Origin of the sequence: Thomasclavelia cocleata, from assembly GCF_900102365.1 — a bacterium.
Lineage (GTDB): Bacteria > Bacillota_I > Bacilli_A > Erysipelotrichales > Coprobacillaceae > Thomasclavelia > Thomasclavelia cocleata.
This window is the reverse complement of the sequence record NZ_FOIN01000020.1, coordinates 26,293-46,790: the sequence shown is the minus strand read 5'-3', so window position 1 is coordinate 46,790 and position 20,498 is coordinate 26,293. Positions and strand designations below refer to the sequence as shown.

Genomic DNA, 20,498 nt, shown 5'->3' with positions numbered 1-20,498 from the left:
TGATTGATTTTTCTAAAGTATTTGCCTTTTGAATACATTCTCGAAGAACAGGCAGGGCAATATTCAGCTTTAAGAGATTTTTCCAGATGAACCTCTTTAATATTTCCATCAGTTAAAATTTTGGTAATAATTATATCTTTATCTTCAATGTTTAAAAAATTCATGATATCATTAATCATATAGTTCCTTTCATAGTATCTAGACAATATCAATGATAAAAGAACTATAAAAAGAAACAACAACTAGTTAATTCCAGCTGTTGTTTTTTTAATGTCTTTTTTGTAAGGTCATCCCCCTAAAGTTGACCCCCAAAGTTGTCCCCTAAACTTGTGCCCCCTAAATTATTTGAATAGCCCAAAAAAGGATATATAATAATGTATCCTTTTTTGTTATGTTATATTTTACTCATAGAATTACATTTATAAATATTTAGTGAAAGGAGGAAAATATAACACTTAAGTATATATAATTATTATTAAATAAACGAAAGAAAGAATATGAAAAAATTTATTTTTTATAAATAGGATAATATAGTTAGACATAAAATGTAAAATATTAGATAAAATATTGAAAAAACAAAAATAATTATTAATATTATCCAATTAGTTATATAAGTAATAGAATTATTTATAAAAAAGGAAAGGGGGATATTGGGAAAGTGATATAATTTCGTTTAAAATAATAATTATATTTTGAAGGTAGGTGGTACTATGAATAGAAGAAAGAATATATTAATTATATTTCTATTAATATTACAGGTGGTATCTGTATGCATTTTCTATAATATTGATAAAATAAAATTAATGCAGGAGGGTTTAAGATATCAATTATTTAACATGAATTATTCAATCTCATTTCAAACGATTGATAGTGATGTGAATTTTGATATTGATATCAATAAATTAGATTCAAATATTCATAAAATTATTTATGAAAATGATGGATGTACAATTATGATTGATTCAATAATAAAAGAAAATGATAAATATATCATATACTTTTCAAGTCATGGTACTTATAATCAGCAATTTGGTAAACTAATTACTGGGGTGGAACACAAAATTTTACCAAATAAAAAAATTGAAGATAAAATATACACTTCCTGCTTTATAGATGATATTGAATGTCAAAATTATTCATTTTCGGGATTGAATTTTAAAGATGGGGATGAATTTTCATTTATAATTGATGCAAAAATCTTAGAAAGTGTAAAGAAAGTAACATTAAAAAATTTATTATTGATTAAAATGAAAAAAATACAAGGTTAAGGAGAAAATGATGAAAAAAAGAATAAAATATTTTACAACTATTGTATTATGTGGTGTCTTGATGATGATTAATATAGGAATTGTTAATGCAAGTGAATTAGATAATAAAAAAATCATTGAAAAAGAAATAATTTTAAACATTGATAGTAATTCTATTGATATAACACCATTTGCATCAGTTACATATCAAAGACATAATGTGGATACATTTGTTGACACAGTTAAAGGAAAGAAACTACAAGCAAATGTCACATTAAAGGTAATAATAAGAGTAAATGAGAGTACAGGTGTAATCAGTTCATATAGTGGACCATATTTGAATTCAAATTGGATTGATGCAGGAGCCTATGAAGGTTATTTGATAGATGTTTCAACAAATGCAACTTATTCTGCATCAAGAAGAACTCTACATTGTACTGGAAAATTTAAAATATATGCTCGTACAGCAACAGGATTTGATGAACATATTAGCAAAGAATTTACAATTAATCTAGATGCTGGTTAAAAGATAATATAAAGTGCTCCCTAGTTGTTAAAACGTGGATTTAAATTCATAATTAGGATGTAAAAACAAATTATAGAATCATTTCCATAATGACAATTGGAGGTCACTATAAAAAGCATAATCTATATTAAAACGGATACCCATAAAAAAACATATACTTTATGCGCAAGTTATAGAAAAATGGTTTAATTTTAGGAGAAACTAAAATTGAACCAGATACAAAGCTTATCAAAAAATTCATCAAAAATATAAAGAAAAAATTTGAAGATGAAGAAGTAGAAATTTTAACCGACTATGAAGCTGGGTCTCTTGGATATTCACTCTATTGACAGTTAAAAGAAAAATTATATCTTAGCACCATAAACTATACAACGCTCAGTTAAAACAAGGTTGTCAAAAACTATAGAAAAATGTTCAAATGATTGTAACTATTCTTAGAAACAATTCCTATAAATCAGCCTATGTTCCTACTGATCATGACGTTCAAATCAAAGAACACATCAGAATGACAAATCATTTTAAAGAAAAAGCAATAGGAGTGTCGCTATTACTAAAATAGCAAGAGCTTGTCATGTTTTGTATGGGGAATAGAAATAAGTCATATATAAAATAAAAAAGAAAGGAGAAGTTATGAAGTAGATAAAAAAACAGGCATTACATTAACATCAAAGGCATAGATTGACCTCAAAATAAGAAAACAGATTCAACTATCAAATATATACTTCTTATGACAATGAATGTAAATATAATTAATCACAAGTTTATATATACGCAATACCATTCACACATGAAGATTATAGAGTCTGACGACGAATCATTAACCTATTGGTAATCCCCAAATAACAGAGTGGTTAACTGTCGCAAAATCTTGATTAAGGAGTCTTTGTATGCCCATGATGGCACAAATTAATAAAAAATTATGAATTGTGAATTTATGTCTTGACAAAGATTACTTCATAACCGTGATTAATTATGAAAAAAATTATAATGGTAGTCATGTTTTCATTATAATTATTAGTTAGTACAATTGGTAGTTGTTATGCGTTTAGTGAACAAGTACCAGATTTTGTGACTAAACAAATTGATTGTATCTATAGTAGTGATTTTAATTACGATATTATTAATAACAATGGTGTTAGTATTAAAGATAATTTTATAGCTGAAAATCAAGTGAATTATGAATTAGGCAATTACGAAAATATTTATAATTATATTATTGATAATGAATTAGTTTTGGTTATGTCAAAAGTGACAGCTAGCAGAAGTAGTAATACAAAGAATCTTACCAAAATATTTACCCACTAGTATCGTTTTAGTTCTGAAAAAGCAATAACGTTTGGAGTAGAATGCTATGCTGTTATTCGAGTAAATGAGAGTACTGGTGTAATAACATCATTTAGTGGTCCTAGTGTAAGCATGTATTCACCAGCAGGTGGTGGAGCAATATCAGAAAAACTATATGATATCAATACATCTTATAAGTGGGGATCTGCAGCACATCGTAGTATTGATTTTACTTATAGATATGGTTATGAAAGAGTTGAAGCTGGTAGTTATGGTATGGCTACTACTTATAGAACTCCATATTATACAAGCACAATTCATGGTGAATAAGATTTAATTTAGAGAGGGGAATAGTTATGTTGAAGTATCAAAATATATTTAATATAGTTATGAGATATATTATTTTAGGTCTTTGGTGTTTTTTTGAGTTTGTGATTACTAATAATTATTTAGTAGCAGTAGTTTATGAAGAAGTTTTTCCAAACGGCTTTAGTGAAAGTGAAAAGCTAAGTATTGACTTTATTCCTAATGTAGTTACGGCTTTATCTTCTGTAATATATTTTTTAGTTATATTATATGCTATTGTCTTAATATATATTTATATTAAGGAAAATAATGTCTGGAATTATATAAAGAATGTCTTGTTATTAACGCTTGGATTTGTCGTTATTTTTCAAGCCAGATTCATGACTGTTAATATTTACGATATAAATGATTTAGCCCATTTTAAACGATGTATGAACAGTTTGGGGCTTGGTTGTATAATTGTTTTATTAATTTATTTATATCGAAAATGGAAAAAGGATAAACTAAATCCAAATAGTAATTAAAGGTTCAAAGACTAGGTGGAAATTATTTCCACCTTTTAAGATATTAAAAAAGATAGGAATATTCCCATACAAGACTTATCCTATCTATTTTACTTAACACACTAATATGAATCTTTTATTTTAACTTTTTCTTTTACACAGATTATTCCCATCCAGATAAAACTAAATAAAATTAATCCTATTAACCAAAGCGGAATTCCCTGGATGACACAATCTCCAATTAAAACTTCTACAATTACAAATAAGCTTACCGCAACTAAAGCTAATTTGTTCATTAAAACCGCCTCCTCATTAAATATATGATTATGTATACCCTTATAATACCAATTTTATAGTTAAATAGTATCACTATTTTGTTAACAAAATGTTAAATTTTAAAACCAGAATTAACCTAAAACCACATCTAAAATCATCATTACTACAAAACCAATTGCAAAGCCAATTGTAGCAATATTACTATGATGTCCTTGTGAAGATTCAGGAATTAATTCCTCTATTACAACATAAACCATTGCTCCAGCTGCAAAGGACAAAAGATATGGTAAAATTGGTACAACAAATGAAGACATTAAAATAGTAATTGCTGCTCCAATTGGTTCTACTATACCTGATAACATACCATAAATAAATGATTTATTCTTAGATAGTCCTGAACTTTTTAATGGCATTGATATTATCGCTCCTTCAGGAAAATTTTGAATTGCAATTCCAATAGCCAACGCTAGTGCACCTGCATAAGTAATTCCCTGACTTCCTGATGCTAATCCTGCAAATATAACCCCTACTGCCATACCTTCAGGAATATTATGTAAAGTTACTGCTAATACTAACATTGTTGACTTTTTTAATTGACTCTTTGGACCTTCTTCTTCATTATCTAAATGTATATGTGGAATATTACGATCTAATAGAAGCAGGAAAGCTATTCCTAACAAAAAACCAACTGCAGCTGGAACAAAAGCTAAATCCCCCATATTTTCAGACATATTCATTGCTGGAATTAATAGTGACCAAATTGAAGCTGCAATCATTACTCCAGAAGCAAAACCTAATAATAATTTTTGTACCAACAGATTCAATTTATTTTTCATAAAATAGACACAAGCTGAACCTGCAACTGTTCCAATAAATGGAATCAAAATCCCTATTAACATTTCCATTTTTATTTTTCCTTTCTTTTAAAAATTTATTTTATCTAATTTTAATAATATTTATATAAACAACTAATAAAACATTCAATTGTACATTATAAATAATTTATAATATAGTAAAAAAACTACATTCTTTACTTCAAAAATATAACTATGTTATATTTCGTCGCTATTTTACAATATAATTTAATATTAAACAAATAATATGCAAAAAAAGAACCATCATTAAATATGGTTCTAATAAAATCCCCTATCTTAATTATTATCATCAGTTTCTTTTATAATTGATGTACAGTGAGGACATCTAGATGCCTCCTTTGCAATCTTTTCCATACAATATGGACATACTTTAGTATCATCAACTAATATTTCCTCTTCATCATCTATTTTCGCTTTAATGCCCTCATTTATTTTATTCATTATTTTAATAATCAAAAAAATAATCATGGCGATAATCAAAAAATTAATTACCGCTGTAATAAAACTCCCATATTTTAACACTGGTGCATTCTTACTTGTACCTAACGTAATCTGTAAATCTGAAAAATCAACCCCTCCAAATATTCCTAAAACTGGTGAAATAATATCTGTATTTAAAGATGTCACAACCGCAGTAAATGCACTATCAACAATTACCCCAACCACATATCCATAACATTACCATGAGTAATAAATTTTTTAAATTCTTCAATAATTCCTAGTTTCTTTTTCATATTCTATATCCTCTACCTTTTTAACAAAATTCATACTACCTGTATATAATTATATCATTATTTGAACATAAAATAAAACTAGTCTCCATTCAATACCTTTCTTTTAAACATTAAAACTGAAATTTTATAAATAATATAAAACATTACTAAAATTACAATTGTACTAACTACATTAATTATATATAACTCTGTTTTCATCACATTAGCAAGTGCATGAACTGAAAAATACGAAGATATCAACATTAAAATAAATGGACAACAATACGCAAAACGAATTTCATTTTTAATTGATTTAACCAGCGTATTATTACTAATTCCCATTTTTTTCAAAATAACATAACGTTCTTTATCCTCAAACGCTTCATTATTTAACTTCATAAAAATAATACTACCACTAGCTAAAATAAATACTAAAAATAAAAAAATACAAATAGAATACATTACCCTTACCCAAGCAATATCACCACCATTAGGATCATTTACTAAATAACTAATTGAATTCTCTTCAACCAAATTATCTAAATAACTTATTGATGCTTGATAATTATCAGGATTATTTATTTTATAATTATACATATAATACTCTTGACCAATATTTTTTAATTTTTCATAGACACTATCACTTACTATATAAGTATTAATATTTTCCTGAATTAAACCTAAATAAGATTCTGATGTTTCATCTATTATTTGATACATTTCTTTATTAATTTCTATAGTAGGATTACTTACTGGATTAGATATATCCATTAAATATAATCTAGTTAAATTAACTACTTCATTATCCTTTAATTCAGGAATATCAAAATTCATTTTAGCATCTTTAGCTGCCTTTTCTAATTGACTATATGAAATAACACCATATTGACTATAAATATACTTAGTTTTAACTATATCTTTATTTAAAATAAGATAATTAAAACTATTATGATAATCTACTGCATTAGTTTTACTAATACCATGATTTATTTCATCTTCATTTAATTGTTTAGTTGCCATAATAACATAAGAATAAGTATTTCTAAAATGAGTAATGCTATCATATCGTTGCTTCATTGCAAAAGATGTTGCCAGTACAGTTACCGAACAGATCATTAAAATTGTAACAATTGCATAAGTTCGATAATTCTTTTTTAAACGAAAAGCAAGATTGTTAATCCATAATAAACGTTCTTTTTGATAAAGATATTGTTTATTCTTTGATAACTTATTAATTACAAAAGGAATCAATCCATCATAAAGAAAATAAATTCCAGCAATCACTAAAACTACTGCATAGAAAATATAAATAAATGACGACATATCTCCAACAAGTAAAGCACAATAATATCCCCCACTTATTAATCCAATTCCAATAATTACTTTTATTAAAGTAATTATTCCCTTTTCTTCTTTTAATTCATTTTGCTTACTAGCTGATATCATCTCTAAAACACTACTTCTTAAAATACTAAGATAACCTTTAATAATCATTATAATAAAAATTCCCATAAATAAAACTATCGTTATTATTACTGGAAAAATACTAAACGAAAAAGAAACATCAACACTAATATCTGATAACTTTAATAAAATCATTGTAAATAGCTTTGAAAATATTATTCCACTACAAAGTCCAATAACTAATGATAATACTGTTATTATTCCTACTTCAATTACATACATCTTACCTATCTTGGCATTATCTAACCCCATAAAAGTAAAAATTCCAATATCTTTCTTTCGTTGTGCTAAAAAAACATTTGTTGCATACCAAATAAAGAAAAAAACAAAAATCACAAGAACAACTGAAATAACTTCAATAATGATCGTAATATAATCACTATTACGTTCTTTTAATACATCCATAGCATTAGAAAAAACAAGATTTTGAAAATTAAAAAATATAAAAATCGAAAATGACAACGAAGCAATCAATGATACATAATTTCTAACGCTCCGTTTAAAATTTGAATAAGCTAATTTTAATAAACTCATTCTTGATCACTTCCCATCGAAGATAACAAGCTTAAAATCTCATCATAAAACTTTTGACGATTACCACTATGATTTAAACGACATTTAATCTCTCCATCACTAAGCATATATACTTGTTTAGCATAACTTGCACTATAAGCATCATGAGTTACCATCAAGATTGTTGCCTTACCGTGTTCATTAGCATATTTTAATGACTCTAATAAATCTTTACTTGATTTTGAATCTAATGCTCCAGTTGGTTCATCAGCAAAAATAATTTGTGGATTTGTAATTAAGGCTCGAGCACTAGCACCACGCTGCTTTTGACCTCCTGATAACTGATAAGGATATTTATTTAAATGCTCATTTAAGCCAAACAAACTTGCTATTTGCTTAGTTCTTTCAATAATTTTACTACTTTTTTTACCATTTAAACTTAACGGCAAAGCAATATTATCTTGTAATGTCATATTGTCTAATAAGTTATAATCTTGAAAAATAAATCCTATCTTTTCTTGACGAATTTTTGATAAACGTTTGTTATTAACTTTAGTAATATCTTCACCATCAATCATAATTTGTCCATAAGTTGGTTTATCTAATGTTGATAACATATTCAATAAAGTTGACTTTCCAGCCCCTGAAGATCCCATAATTGCTATAAAATCATTTTCATAAATATCAAGATTAATATTTTTTAAAACTTTAGTTTGATAATCTTTACGTCCATAACTTTTAACAAGATTTTTAATCTCTAATACTTTTTTCATCTAAAATCCTCCTTGATTACAACTAAAGTTTAACAATTTATTCAATAAAAATCCTAACATCTAGCTAACAATTATTTTATTAATCTAACATTTTAGTAATCTAGTAAGAAATACTTTGCATTATCTACAAATTCCAAAATAAAACGACTACCTGAATTAAAATTTTCATCAATTAAAACTCTAATCTCTAATTTCTTAGCTATTTCTTTAACAAAATATAAACCCATTCCTGTAGAACGATAATCTCCATCACGAAGATTATGTCCAATAAATCCACAATCAAAAATATATGGAACATCTTCTTTAGAAATTCCAATTCCATTATCTTCAATAATTAAAGTTAATTTTTTTTCATTTTGCTTAACTACAAATGTTAACTTAGGATTGTTTGATTTATACTTTATCGAGTTCGTAATAAATTGATCTAACATATATGTTAACCAACGTCGATCACTATAAACATACTCATTTTCTACTTTTAAATTGATTGTAAAGTGATCATTAATTAAAAAATAAGAATGATGTTTTATTGCTTCTTTAATAACTTGAGATATTAATATTTTTTCAATTTTAATATCATTTTCAGGATTTCTTAACTTGCTTGATATTAACATTATATTTACTAATAGCTGAATTTGTTCTATTACTAAACGCATTTCTTTTTTTAATATTAGATCATTATTTCTTTCATTCATTAAACGTAATGAAGCTATTGGTAACTTTGTTTCATGTGACCATTTTGTAATATAATCGGATAATTCTTGTATTTGTCCTCTTAAATAATTATTTTCATTACTATAATAAAAATTATTTTTTTCAATAATTTTTATTGTTTGTTTTGGTAAATACTCTTTAAGTTTATTACTTGTTAAAAAGCTGTTTCTTTGATATATCCTTTCAACTTGTTGATACCTTAAATAACTAATCACTAATAAAACAAATCCTAAAAAAACTAAAATAATATCTAAATATAACAAATCATCCATGTATAAGTTTCTACCACATAAATAAATAAAATAAACATTTATAAATACTATTATTAGAATATAAATAATATTTTGTAACATATGCTCTTTTAAATAATTAATCAATATAATAACCAACTCCTTTTTTCGTTTTAATAATATCTTTTCCATTAGTAAAATCTTTTAACTTGTAACGTAAACGTGAAATATGTACTGATAAAGTAGCATCAGTAATAAACTCATTAGTATTCCATAATACCATCATCAATTGTTCTCTTGTAACTGGACTAGCACGATGTTGAATTAATGTTGTCATTATTTTAGCTTCTGACTTAGTTAATTCTAAAACTTGATTTTTATAAGTAAGACTACCATTAGCAATATCATAACTAATATCTTCATCAAGATATTCTTTATCTAAATGTTTATACTCATATGTTCTACGCAACATTGCTTTAATTTTCATCAATAATAGTTCTAAATCAAAGGGTTTTTCAATATAATCATCACCACCTGATGCTAAAGCCATAATTTTATCAGAATTTTGTTCACGACTAGAAATAAAAAGAATTGGTACTGTTGAATTACTACGAATCTTTTGACACCAATAAAAACCATCATAAAATGGTAAATTTATATCTAATAAAATTAAATCTGGCTGATAATCATAACATTCTTGATCAACATGTTTAAAATTCTTAATATATTTAGCTATAAAATTCCATTTATTACATAATAGCTTTAATTCACGTGCTAAAATCAAATCATCTTCAATAATCATAATTTTCATTTTTTCACCCCTTTTAATAATTATACTATTATCATTTAAAATCACATAATAATTTAAACAATCTTACAACATTGTTAGAATTAAAATAAAAGTGATAGTCTAACTATCACCTTATTCTATCGGCTGCCGCCTCCTCCTCCACCAGAGAAGCCTCCACCGCCTCCTCCAAAGGAGCTAGAACCGCCACCACCACTATATGATGAACTATGAGCTGCACTATAAGCTGCACTGGCACTTCGGATTCCACCATACATAAAAGTTCGGGTTGCATACATTGTATATGTGTAATCAATATTTGAATATTGATTAAATTCTGGACAAAGGGTTCCAATTTGTTTTTCTACTTTATCAGCAATTCCTAAAATTGAAGCAAACATTAAATATTCTTCCCACAATTTTACTTCAATTACTTCTTTTTCTTCAATACTACTAAAATCAAGTAAAAAACGTTTTAATCCCATTGTATATAAAATATCATCTCTAAACGAAGGTTCATAAACAACGTTAACTTGCTTAACATCAATTCCTAAAACCTTTTTATATGTTATTTCTTTATGTTTAATTCCTTGTTCTTGAAGTTTTTTATCAAAATATTTATTTAAATCCTTAAACCAATCTTCAATTTCCTCATAATTTTTTCGACACCAACGTTCAAATTCTTTATTTTCAAGTATTTGATTAGAACCACTAGCTTCTCTAAAATAACCTAACATTTTCTCTTCAAAAGGCATACTAGTTGGAATCTCATTACTAAAATCAATTTCATACTTATCCTTTTTAAACCATCCAGTGCCAGGTTCTCTAGAAAAATCAACATATCCATCACGAATCCACTTTAATAACATGGCACATAAAATACCTGAACGATCATCTTGTCCAATTAAACCTATTTTATTAGCAACATAATAAAAATAATAAATGTCTTTATTACAAGGAATATCTCTAAATGGATTGACTTCTTTTATTGTTGGTAATTCATCTTTACCATCACTAAAATATAATTTTTTACTTTTATTAGAATTATTAGCTACTATTACAATAACAACAACAAAAACTATCATCCCAATAACAATCATTGCAACTGCAATTATTCCTGTCATATCTTCTTCATAACTAGATTCATCACGAGCATCATCAAGTACTGCAGCAAATGATTCATCCACTGTAATTCCCTCACTATATGTTCCATCAGGTATCCTAACCAAAAGATTAACATAATCAATATCACCTAACTGATTTGTATCTAAATCACGATTAGATAAAACAATTGCACCATTATCATCAAAAACTACTCGTCCTTCATAACCAAATCCCCAAATATCACAATCTTGATCATAAAATTTATAATCTGATTCAATTGTTGCTTTAAATTCAGTTGGTTTAGGATCCATATTTTCATTAACTAAACGCCAATTAATTCCCTGAGCATCATCATATTGTGTTACATATGGCTTAATTGTATATGTCATTGTATAAGTATGTTTACCATAATCACCAATTCCATAACACAACTCATAACTTGTATCTGTTTCTACAATTCCACATTTATTCTTCTTTTCTTGACGACTAGCATCAATATCCCAATGATCAACAAAGTCATATTTAATTCCTTTTTCATCAATAACTGAAAAATCAGTAATTGTAAAACCATGAAGATTATTAAAGGCTTTATAATTCTCTGTTCCTTCAACTGTTTCCATTTGCCACGTTTCTTTTATTGTGGCAGTTCCATTTTGATTGATATATATGTGCATATCTATTACTTCTAAATCATTACTAGCAGCAAATACTGCTTGAGGAATTAAATTTATTAGACAAATAAAAGCTATTAAAATTATTTTCTTTAGTTTCATTTTAAAATTTCACCTTTGGTACTTCTTTATCAACTTCTTGAATCTCAAAATAAGCAAAAGGTTTAAATCCAAAAAGCTTTGCAATAATTACTGAAGGAAAAACTTCAGTCTTATTTATATACTTATTAACTGAATCATTATAAAACTGTCTAGCATAAGTAATCTTATCTTCTGTTACGGTTAATTCCTTTTGTAATTCAATAAAATTAACATTTGCTTTCAAATCAGGATATGCCTCACTTAACATCATTAAACGACTTAATGCTTGATTTAACTCATTAGAAGCAACTAATTGATCCTGCAATGTTCCAGCATTTACATACGTATTTCTAGCTTTAATAGCATTTTCTAACGTTTCTTTTTCATGACTTGCATACCCTTTTACTGTTTCTACTAAATTTGGTATCAAGTCGGCTCTTCTTTTTAAAACCACATCAATCTGTGCCCAATTAGTTTTAACTCTGTTTTTTAGCTTTACTAAAGTATTATAAGCCATAATACAATAAATCACGATTATTACTACTATTATAATAATAATTAAAAATTCCTTACTCATATATTTCCTCCTTTATTTAATTTATCTATATTATACTTCTTAAATCATTTAAATACTATTTTTCTATTCACTTTTTATCATCAAATATTCTTCTTACATATTTAAAATCAATATCATCACATAACCATACCCCATTATTTGAATAATAAAACTTATGACCATCATTTAACATCTTTTTAGTATCTATTTCTAATATAATTGCTTTACCATGACGCTTTCCAACATTTATAGCTGTTTCTTTATCTTTTGATAAATGAACATATAAACGATTCATTTTCTTTATTCCAAATAATTTTATTTCATCTAAATATCTTAATGCTGTACCATGATATAGAGTATTTGGAGGTACTTTTTCTTGTAAGTTAACATCCACATTAATTGAATGTCCTTGATTAGCTCTTATTTTAGTTAAATCATCATTATACTGATAACGTTTTTTATTGTTTGTTTTTACAATTTCATCAAGCAACTCACGATTAATAAACCTCCCCTGTCTATTCATCCCAACAAGCAATTCATCAATATCAGCCCATCCATGCTCATCAAGTTTTATCCCAATTACTTCAGGTTTATGTCTTAAAATAAGACTTAAATATTTACCAAGTTTAACTAAATCACTCATCTTTAAACTCCAAGATCATATCATACCAAACTGCTCCACCATGAACAGATTTTGAAATTCCCTTATTTTTATAGCCAAACTTTTCATAATAATGTACCAATTTATCCTTGCAAGTAAGTATACATCCCTTACATCCTTGTTTTTTTGTTTCTAAAATTACTGTTTCCATTAATTTACCAGCTAATCCTCTATTACGATATTCTGGTAAAGTATTTACTCCAAAAATAGCTAACCATTTACCTTTAGGATTATGAAGTTTTGCATTTGCAAACATTTCATCATCAATCGTTATTTTATCTGTTTTCATTCCATTAATAAAGGAAACTATTTCTCCATCTTCTTCTAATAACCAAAAACAATCAGAATAAACTTCTAATCTCTCCTTAAAACTTTCTTTTGAAGCAGCTTCACTTTTAGGAAAACATATTGCTTCTATCTCTGTTATTTTGTCTAAATCTTTTAATGTTGCTTTACGTATATTCATATTAATCACAGTCCTTTCAATTTAAAAAATCATTATTTTTCTAATATTTTATTTAAATCATCTACTTAAAAGTATATCATAAAAATACGCTAGACATCATATAAAAAAAATGCCATAATACATTAGGTTAGAAGGAGGAGAAAATGTCAAAAAAACATATTATTCAAGTAGAAGAAAAAGTTCCTGGAAAACTACTACTGCCTTTATCATTACAACATATGTTTGCAATGTTTGGTGCTAGTGTTTTAGTTCCATTTTTATTTGGAATAAATCCAGCTATCGTTCTTTTTATGAACGGTATAGGAACATTATTATTTATCTTAATTACTAAAGGTAAAGCACCAGCTTATCTAGGATCTAGTTTTGCTTTTATAGCACCTGCAAATATTGTAATTTCTAAATTTGGCTATCCATATGCCTTAGGAGGATTCGTTGCTGTAGGTTTTTGTGGCTGTCTATTAGCTTTTATAATTAAAAAATGTGGTACCAAATGGATTGATATAGTATTGCCACCTGCAGCTATGGGTCCTGTAGTAGCCTTAATTGGTTTAGAACTTAGTGCTACTGCTGCTAATAATGCTGGTCTATTAGGAGACAATATTCAAATATCTAATGTTTGTGTATTTTTAATCACATTAGGTGTAGCTGTTTTAGGAAATATTTGTTTTAGAAAATTTTTAAGTGTTATTCCAATTTTAATTGCTATTATTTGTGGTTATATCGCTGCAATATGTTTTGGATTAGTTGATTTTTCTGCAGTTATTGATGCTCCATTATTTGCTTTACCTAATTTTACGACACCAAAATTTGATATTAATGCAATTTTAATGATACTTCCTGTAATTTTAGTAATAACTTCAGAACATATTGGTCATCAAGTTGTAACTGGTAAAATAATTAATCGTGATTTAATTAAAGAGCCTGGTTTACATCGTTCATTATTTGGAGATAATTTTTCAACTATGATTTCAGGTTTAATTGGTTCTGTACCAACTACTACATATGGAGAAAATATTGGTGTAATGGCAATTACTGGTGTATATAGTGTTCAAGTTATAGCTGGTGCTGCTATTATTTCTATTATTTGTTCTTTTGTAGGACCATTATCTGCTTTAATTCAAACAATACCTGGACCAGTTATTGGTGGAATTAGCTTTTTACTTTATGGTATGATTGGTACTAGTGGTCTTAGAATTTTAGTTGATCAACATGTTGATTATTCTATAAATAAAAATCTTATTTTAACTTCTATAGTTTTTGTAACTGGTTTAAGCAGCATTACTTTGGACTTTGGAGGTATTCAATTAACTGGAATGGTATTAGCTTGCATTATAGCAATGATTTTATCACTACTTTTCTATACTCTAGAAAAGTTCAATTTAACAAATGATAATTAAAAAAGATAGTATTACTTTAAGATTCATACTTAATAATTAGTAAATAAAACATATAAGAGAATAAATTATTGTGAATATTTCATAATAATCTATTCTCTTTTTATTGTTTAAATATCTAATTACAAATAGCTTTCTTAAAAACTATCTTTTTAATTCTCTTTTTTTCTTAATAAACTTAATCCTGCCACACTTAATACTGATAAGCTTGCAAAGATTCCAATTAAACTATTATCCCCTGTTTTTACACCTACTGTAGTATCACCTGGTTTTATTTCAGGTACACTTGTATCTACAGGTGGATTAATTGGATTAGCTACTAATCCTTCAAGGGCTTTTGTTAAAGCATTGATTGCAGTTTCTACTTCTTCTTTTGTTGCTTCTGGATTATTTAATACCACATTTGCTTTTTCTACTTCAGCATCTACCACCTTTAATGATGCTGCTGTGTAATTAGCTCTATTTAGTCCATTTGCCTGATTGATTAAACCACTTAATAAATCTTTATTTGGTTTTAATCTTAAATTGACAAATGCTCTTACTAATTCACTATATACTTCATCTACTTCTTCCTGCATTGCATTTTCGTTACCTAATACTTCATTTGCTTTTTCTAATACTGGTAACATTGCATTCCACGACGATTCAATATATTTATCTGATTCTAATCCATTGATTTGATCTACTTGTTTTTGTAATAATTCCTTATTTCCTTTGAAGAATTCCAACATATGCATTGCATTTGCTAATCTAGTAAATGCATTATCTACTTCAGCTTGTGTAGCACTAGCATTAGCATAAACTGTTTGAGCGTTTTCTAATGCTGCATTGAATTCTTCTACTACTGCTGGTACTACATTTTCTAAGCTTGCATTTTCTGCCATTTCAATTGCGATTTGTAATGCCAACTTATTTGCTTCCTCTTCTACTGAAACAACTTTTAAATTAGTATAAGCAGTTTGTAAATCTTGATATGCACTGTCAACTTCTTCTTGGGTTGCAGTATCATTATTTAACATATTAACAGCATTATCATATGCGTTTTTGAAAGCTTGATATGAAGAAACTGTATATTTATCTTCTGAATTAATTGCAGTAGTAATTTCTTGACTAGCCACATAATTTGCTAATTCTTCTTTATCAACTACTGGTGAAGTATCCTTAATAAATTTAACTTTGTAAATTTCTGTAGTATTACCATCTTCAGATCTAACAATAATTTTAACTTCATTTTCATAAACTGGTAGAATTGTAATTGCTTCATTATTGTTAGCTAAAGCTTCAACACTTGGATAATCATTATTCCCTAAATTAACAGTATAAGTTTTTGTTTGTTCATCATATCCTTCAAAACCTTCAAACTCTTCAATTGCTGTACCATTTAATTTCAACTCATCAATGTTAGCAGTTGTATTAACTGGTGTTTTTTCTACATAATTATAAACTTCAACTTCTGTTAAACCTATACACTTACCTACTTGTGGAGCTTTCATCCAGATTCTTAATTTGCTTGTTGTAACAGGATTAATAAATCCATAAGGAGTATCCCCAGCTAAGTATGAAACTTGTGTAATATGAGAAGACTCAATTTCTATCCATTGATTAGTTGCACTATCATAATATTCAAAACGAACATTATCATCACCTGGTAAAACACTATAAGCACTATCTGTAAAATGCCATAACTTTACATTTTGCATTTTATATTCTTTTTGCCATTCTAACTGAACATATGTATCAGTAGCTGGACTTTCATTTCTAATTGCCCAATTTGTCCATCTAGCATTTGTATCATTACTATCATTAGTAATTCCATCATTTAACTTAAGCAATGAATCACTAATTGCAGATGTAGAAGGATCTGTAGGTACACCATTTTGCATTTTACCATTAGTAAATGTTGGAGCATCAGCATAATTTTTAGATGCAATATTAGTAGATTCATCAGCCCTTGGTTCTACTCGTACAGTTGCTTTTACATCCTTACTATCTTCTAAAACACTAGCTGTTCCAGTAATTGTTACAATTCCCTCATTATCAAATGCATTTTCAGGAATATCCCAAGTTACTGGGAATGCTTCACTATATTCACCATTTCCATAGATACCTCGCAATGTTTGAGGTAATTTTGGTGTTACTCCAACATTAGTTACTGTTGAATAACCTTCCATCACAACAATATCACCAATTACATGAACTGTTACAGATACAATTGCATCACTATCTTGTAATTTTCCAGTAACTGTAAATTCACCAGCTTCATTTAATAATGATTTATCATAACTATCCCACACAATTGCAAGATCTTTTGTTTCACCATTATTATAAGTTCCTTCTACTGTTTGTGGTAATTGAGGTTCTTGTCCCACTGGTACATACATATTTTTAGAAATCTTATAACTTTGTAAATAAGCTGTTCCTTCAACAGTTGCTCTTTTTGTATTTACAGTAACACTTGATGAAGTTAAACCACTAGAACTTGCTGTTAGTGTAAATGCTCCTTCATTCTTTGTAGATTGAACAATTACTAAAGCTTTTCCACTAAAAGCTTTTCTTGAACTTCCTTTATAACTATCAGTATCTGAGGCATTTCCATTATCAACTCCAACGATTTTTCCATCACCCTCAATACTAAAATCAATTCTATTATTAGCACCTGCAACAATATTACTATTTGCATCTTTTACATCTACAGTAATATAAGATAAACTACTTCCATCAGCTGCAATTTCTGTTTTATCAGCATAAGCATCTAATTTAGCAGCAGCTTCATTAGTTGATACACTATCTCTTCCTTCAGTATCACTGATTAAGTTTCCAGCTTCATCATATGCTTTTGCACTTAATGTACCAGATGCCCAACTAATATTAAAGCTTGGGTAAAATTCACCATTAGAGAAAGTTTGATATGTATACCCTAAATCTGTAGTATGTTTAGTTGCTGTATCTTCACCAACTTTTTCACCATTTAAATATAACTCTACTTTAGCAGCATTAGTGAATACATCAACTTTTACTGTACCATTATAATTTTTAACAATTTCATTATTATTCCATGTAGACATTAAATGTAATGTTGTACTGTTTTCATCCCAAAGACTCTTATACAAATAATATGTATCTTTAGGGAATCCTGCAGTATCAACAATACCAAAGAAAGATGATTTAGGTTTAGCGCCTTGACCACTTACGCTACCAGTTCCTACACCATTCCAAGGTGTTGGTTCTCCAATATAATCAAATCCTGTCCAAACAAATTCACCTGCATTAAAGTCATTTTGAATAACAAAACTCCATGCATCACTAGCTGAATGTCCCCATCCTACTTTCGCAGAATCATTATCATATTCTGACATCTGTAAAATAGAATTATCTCTTCCACTTGTACTGTATACACCTCTACTATGTACAGCACTAGCTGTTTCAGAACCATATAACGGCCAATTACCATATGTATTATGCATTGAAACTGTTTGGCTATTATTTGCGTAGTTCATTCCAACTACACCACCAGATTCATATATCTTTTGATTAATTTGACTAATCAATGCACTAGAATCAGTATTTTTACGGTTATCTCCATTAGTTATTGGGCGAGTTATATCAACTTCTTGAATCCAATCAATAATACTTTCTGCCACTTGTAAATAATGTGAAGTACTTGTTGAAACACCCTCATCAATTTCATTTCCAATTGACCACATAATTACACTAGGATCATTTTTAGCACCATCAACCATTGCTTTTACATCAAATTCTCCCCATTGCATACCTGGTTCACCATTGATAATTTGATTATCAGCAGAAATTGTTTCTTCAAAATGAGCTGTATAATCATTAATATTACCATTTTTATATTCTGTCCAACCATCAAAAGCTTCATTAATTACTAATATACCATACTCATTACAAATATCTAATAATGCTGAAGCAGCTGGATTATGAGTAACACGAATCGCATTACATCCCATCTCTTTTAAAATTTTTACTTGGCGTTCAATAGCGTCACGATTTGCAACTGCTCCTAATGCTCCTTGATCATGGTGCATACAAACACCTTTTAACTTCATGTTTTCGCCATTTAATGAAAAACCAGTATTGTTATTAAAATTATAATAACGGAATCCATAATCAGTTTCATATGTATCTAAGACTTTATTTCCTTCTACTATTTCTGTTTTCATCTTATACATATTAGCATCATCTACTGACCATAATTCTGGTGATTCAACAGACACGCTTTGTTTTACATCCTGACTTCCATCAGCAGCAATTTGAACTTCGCTAGCAGTTGTATCACTTGCCACATTACCGTTTTCATCAAGTAATGTATTCTTTACAGTTACTGTTTTATTAGTATCACTATCATTTTCAACTGTAGTTGTTACATCAACTTCAACAGTTCCATTCCTATTTGCTTCTAAATCTTTGGCAATTATTTGAGTACCGTTATATCCAACATGTACTTTATCTGTAACAGTTAATGTTACATCACGATAAATACCACTACCTGAATACCATCTACTACTTGGAATCTTATTATTAGTTTTTACAACTAAAACATTTTCAGTCTTTCCATCAAAAACTAACTCATCAGTTAGATCAAAAGCAAACGCTGTATATCCATATGGATGTTCACCTAATTTTTTACCATTAAGATATACTTCAGCATTCATATAAGCACCATCAAATTCAATCATTAATTGTTTACCTTGATATTTTTCAGGCACTACAAATGTCTTACGATACCATCCTACACCACCTGGTAAAAATCCACTTTCAGCTTCTCCACTTGTTGTAAATTCCTGATCGATACTATAATCATGTGGTAAGTTAACATTATCCCATGAATTATCATTAAAATCTACATTTTGAGCATTTTCAACATCTCCACGATGAAATTTCCAATTTTCATTAAATAATGTTGAGCGTTCACCTTCTCCAATGATATCAACATAAACATCTTCTAGATTTGACTGAGTAATTCTAGCATTTGGTTGTGCCAGAGTACTGACTGGCGCTACTGTTAAAATTAACGTAGCAGTTAATACAGCTGAAATCTTCTTATCCCAACTCTTCTTCATAATTTTCCTCCTTTTCAAAATTTCCCGTAAATAACTTTCATTATCTTACATATAAATCCTACCACGTAAGCGCTTTTTTAACAATAATTTTAGTAATTTTTTACCAAAAAAAGGATAAATTTTAGTGATAAAGAAATAGCTTTTTGTATTATTACAACTGTTTTTTAAAAATTATGTTATATAACTAAATTATTTTATAGTTAAAATACATTGATTAAGTATACCATTTATATTACAATACGTTATACAAACAGCAGAAAGGTAACTTAT

At 27.7% G+C, this 20,498-nt stretch carries 18 protein-coding genes; 6 read left to right on the top strand and 12 right to left on the bottom strand.

What is annotated here, in order from left to right:
* The first annotated feature begins 710 nt into the window (after positions 1–710).
* The 5 genes from BMW96_RS08415 to BMW96_RS08395 all read left to right on the top strand — a co-directional run bounded on the left by BMW96_RS08415 (position 711) and on the right by BMW96_RS08395 (position 3,887).
* Positions 711–1,268, top strand: a complete 558-nt coding sequence (locus tag BMW96_RS08415; RefSeq protein ID WP_092354417.1) for a hypothetical protein — start codon at positions 711–713, stop codon at positions 1,266–1,268.
* A gap of 10 nt (positions 1,269–1,278) precedes the next feature.
* The gene (locus tag BMW96_RS08410; RefSeq protein ID WP_092354415.1) at positions 1,279–1,773 is read left to right on the top strand and encodes a hypothetical protein; all 495 of its coding nucleotides are present in this window, start codon (positions 1,279–1,281) and stop codon (positions 1,771–1,773) included.
* A 1,068-nt stretch (positions 1,774–2,841) separates the two neighbouring features.
* A complete protein-coding gene (locus BMW96_RS08405; protein ID WP_092354413.1) occupies positions 2,842–3,078 on the top strand; it encodes a hypothetical protein in 237 nt (78 codons plus the stop codon).
* 111 nt (positions 3,079–3,189) lie between these two features.
* The gene (locus BMW96_RS08400; protein WP_092354411.1) at positions 3,190–3,387 is read left to right on the top strand and encodes a hypothetical protein; all 198 of its coding nucleotides are present in this window, start codon (positions 3,190–3,192) and stop codon (positions 3,385–3,387) included.
* A 26-nt stretch (positions 3,388–3,413) separates the two neighbouring features.
* Entirely contained in the window at positions 3,414–3,887 is a 474-nt protein-coding gene (locus tag BMW96_RS08395) for a hypothetical protein (RefSeq protein WP_092354409.1), read from the top strand.
* Positions 3,888–3,988: 101 nt separating this feature from the next.
* Here the strand turns inward: BMW96_RS08395 and BMW96_RS14145 are convergent, their stop codons facing one another.
* The 11 genes from BMW96_RS14145 to BMW96_RS08345 all read right to left on the bottom strand — a co-directional run bounded on the left by BMW96_RS14145 (position 3,989) and on the right by BMW96_RS08345 (position 13,750).
* Positions 3,989–4,162, bottom strand: a complete 174-nt coding sequence (locus BMW96_RS14145; RefSeq protein WP_169924256.1) for a hypothetical protein — start codon at positions 4,160–4,162, stop codon at positions 3,989–3,991.
* 111 nt (positions 4,163–4,273) lie between these two features.
* A complete protein-coding gene (locus tag BMW96_RS08390) occupies positions 4,274–5,047 on the bottom strand; it encodes a ZIP family metal transporter (protein WP_092354407.1) in 774 nt (257 codons plus the stop codon).
* Positions 5,048–5,293: 246 nt separating this feature from the next.
* Positions 5,294–5,683 carry a large conductance mechanosensitive channel protein MscL gene (gene mscL / locus BMW96_RS08385; RefSeq protein WP_244881292.1) on the bottom strand — a complete coding sequence of 130 codons (390 nt, stop codon included), beginning with the start codon at positions 5,681–5,683 and terminating at the stop codon, positions 5,294–5,296.
* Positions 5,684–5,829: 146 nt separating this feature from the next.
* Entirely contained in the window at positions 5,830–7,728 is a 1,899-nt protein-coding gene (locus tag BMW96_RS08380) for an FtsX-like permease family protein (RefSeq protein WP_092354405.1), read from the bottom strand.
* Positions 7,725–8,480, bottom strand: a complete 756-nt coding sequence (locus tag BMW96_RS08375) for an ABC transporter ATP-binding protein (protein ID WP_092354403.1) — start codon at positions 8,478–8,480, stop codon at positions 7,725–7,727. The genes BMW96_RS08380 and BMW96_RS08375 overlap by 4 nt, the downstream gene beginning before the upstream one ends.
* 92 nt (positions 8,481–8,572) lie before the next feature.
* On the bottom strand, positions 8,573–9,616 hold the full coding sequence (locus tag BMW96_RS08370; protein WP_244881291.1) for a sensor histidine kinase: 1,044 nt from the start codon (positions 9,614–9,616) through the stop codon (positions 8,573–8,575).
* Complete coding sequence (locus BMW96_RS08365; RefSeq protein WP_092354401.1) at positions 9,564–10,235, bottom strand: response regulator transcription factor; 672 nt, start codon at positions 10,233–10,235, stop codon at positions 9,564–9,566. Before BMW96_RS08365 ends, BMW96_RS08370 begins: the two co-directional genes overlap by 53 nt.
* A gap of 116 nt (positions 10,236–10,351) precedes the next feature.
* Positions 10,352–12,088 (bottom strand): DUF2207 family protein, encoded by a 1,737-nt coding sequence (locus BMW96_RS08360; RefSeq protein WP_092354399.1) that lies wholly within the window; start codon positions 12,086–12,088, stop codon positions 10,352–10,354.
* 1 nt (position 12,089) lies between these two features.
* Complete coding sequence (locus BMW96_RS08355) at positions 12,090–12,644, bottom strand: LemA family protein (protein WP_092354397.1); 555 nt, start codon at positions 12,642–12,644, stop codon at positions 12,090–12,092.
* Positions 12,645–12,711: 67 nt separating this feature from the next.
* Positions 12,712–13,266 (bottom strand): RNA 2'-phosphotransferase, encoded by a 555-nt coding sequence (locus tag BMW96_RS08350; RefSeq protein ID WP_092354395.1) that lies wholly within the window; start codon positions 13,264–13,266, stop codon positions 12,712–12,714.
* A complete protein-coding gene (locus BMW96_RS08345; RefSeq protein ID WP_092354393.1) occupies positions 13,259–13,750 on the bottom strand; it encodes a GNAT family N-acetyltransferase in 492 nt (163 codons plus the stop codon). The genes BMW96_RS08350 and BMW96_RS08345 overlap by 8 nt, the downstream gene beginning before the upstream one ends.
* A 143-nt stretch (positions 13,751–13,893) precedes the next feature.
* On the opposite strand from BMW96_RS08345, the gene uraA reads away from it, so the two are divergent.
* Positions 13,894–15,147, top strand: a complete 1,254-nt coding sequence (gene uraA / locus BMW96_RS08340; protein WP_092354391.1) for a uracil permease — start codon at positions 13,894–13,896, stop codon at positions 15,145–15,147.
* Between the two features lie 149 nt (positions 15,148–15,296).
* Here uraA and BMW96_RS08335 read toward each other — a convergent pair whose 3' ends face one another.
* A complete protein-coding gene (locus BMW96_RS08335; RefSeq protein WP_092354389.1) occupies positions 15,297–20,228 on the bottom strand; it encodes a glycoside hydrolase family 2 TIM barrel-domain containing protein in 4,932 nt (1,643 codons plus the stop codon).
* Positions 20,229–20,498: the final 270 nt, after the last annotated feature.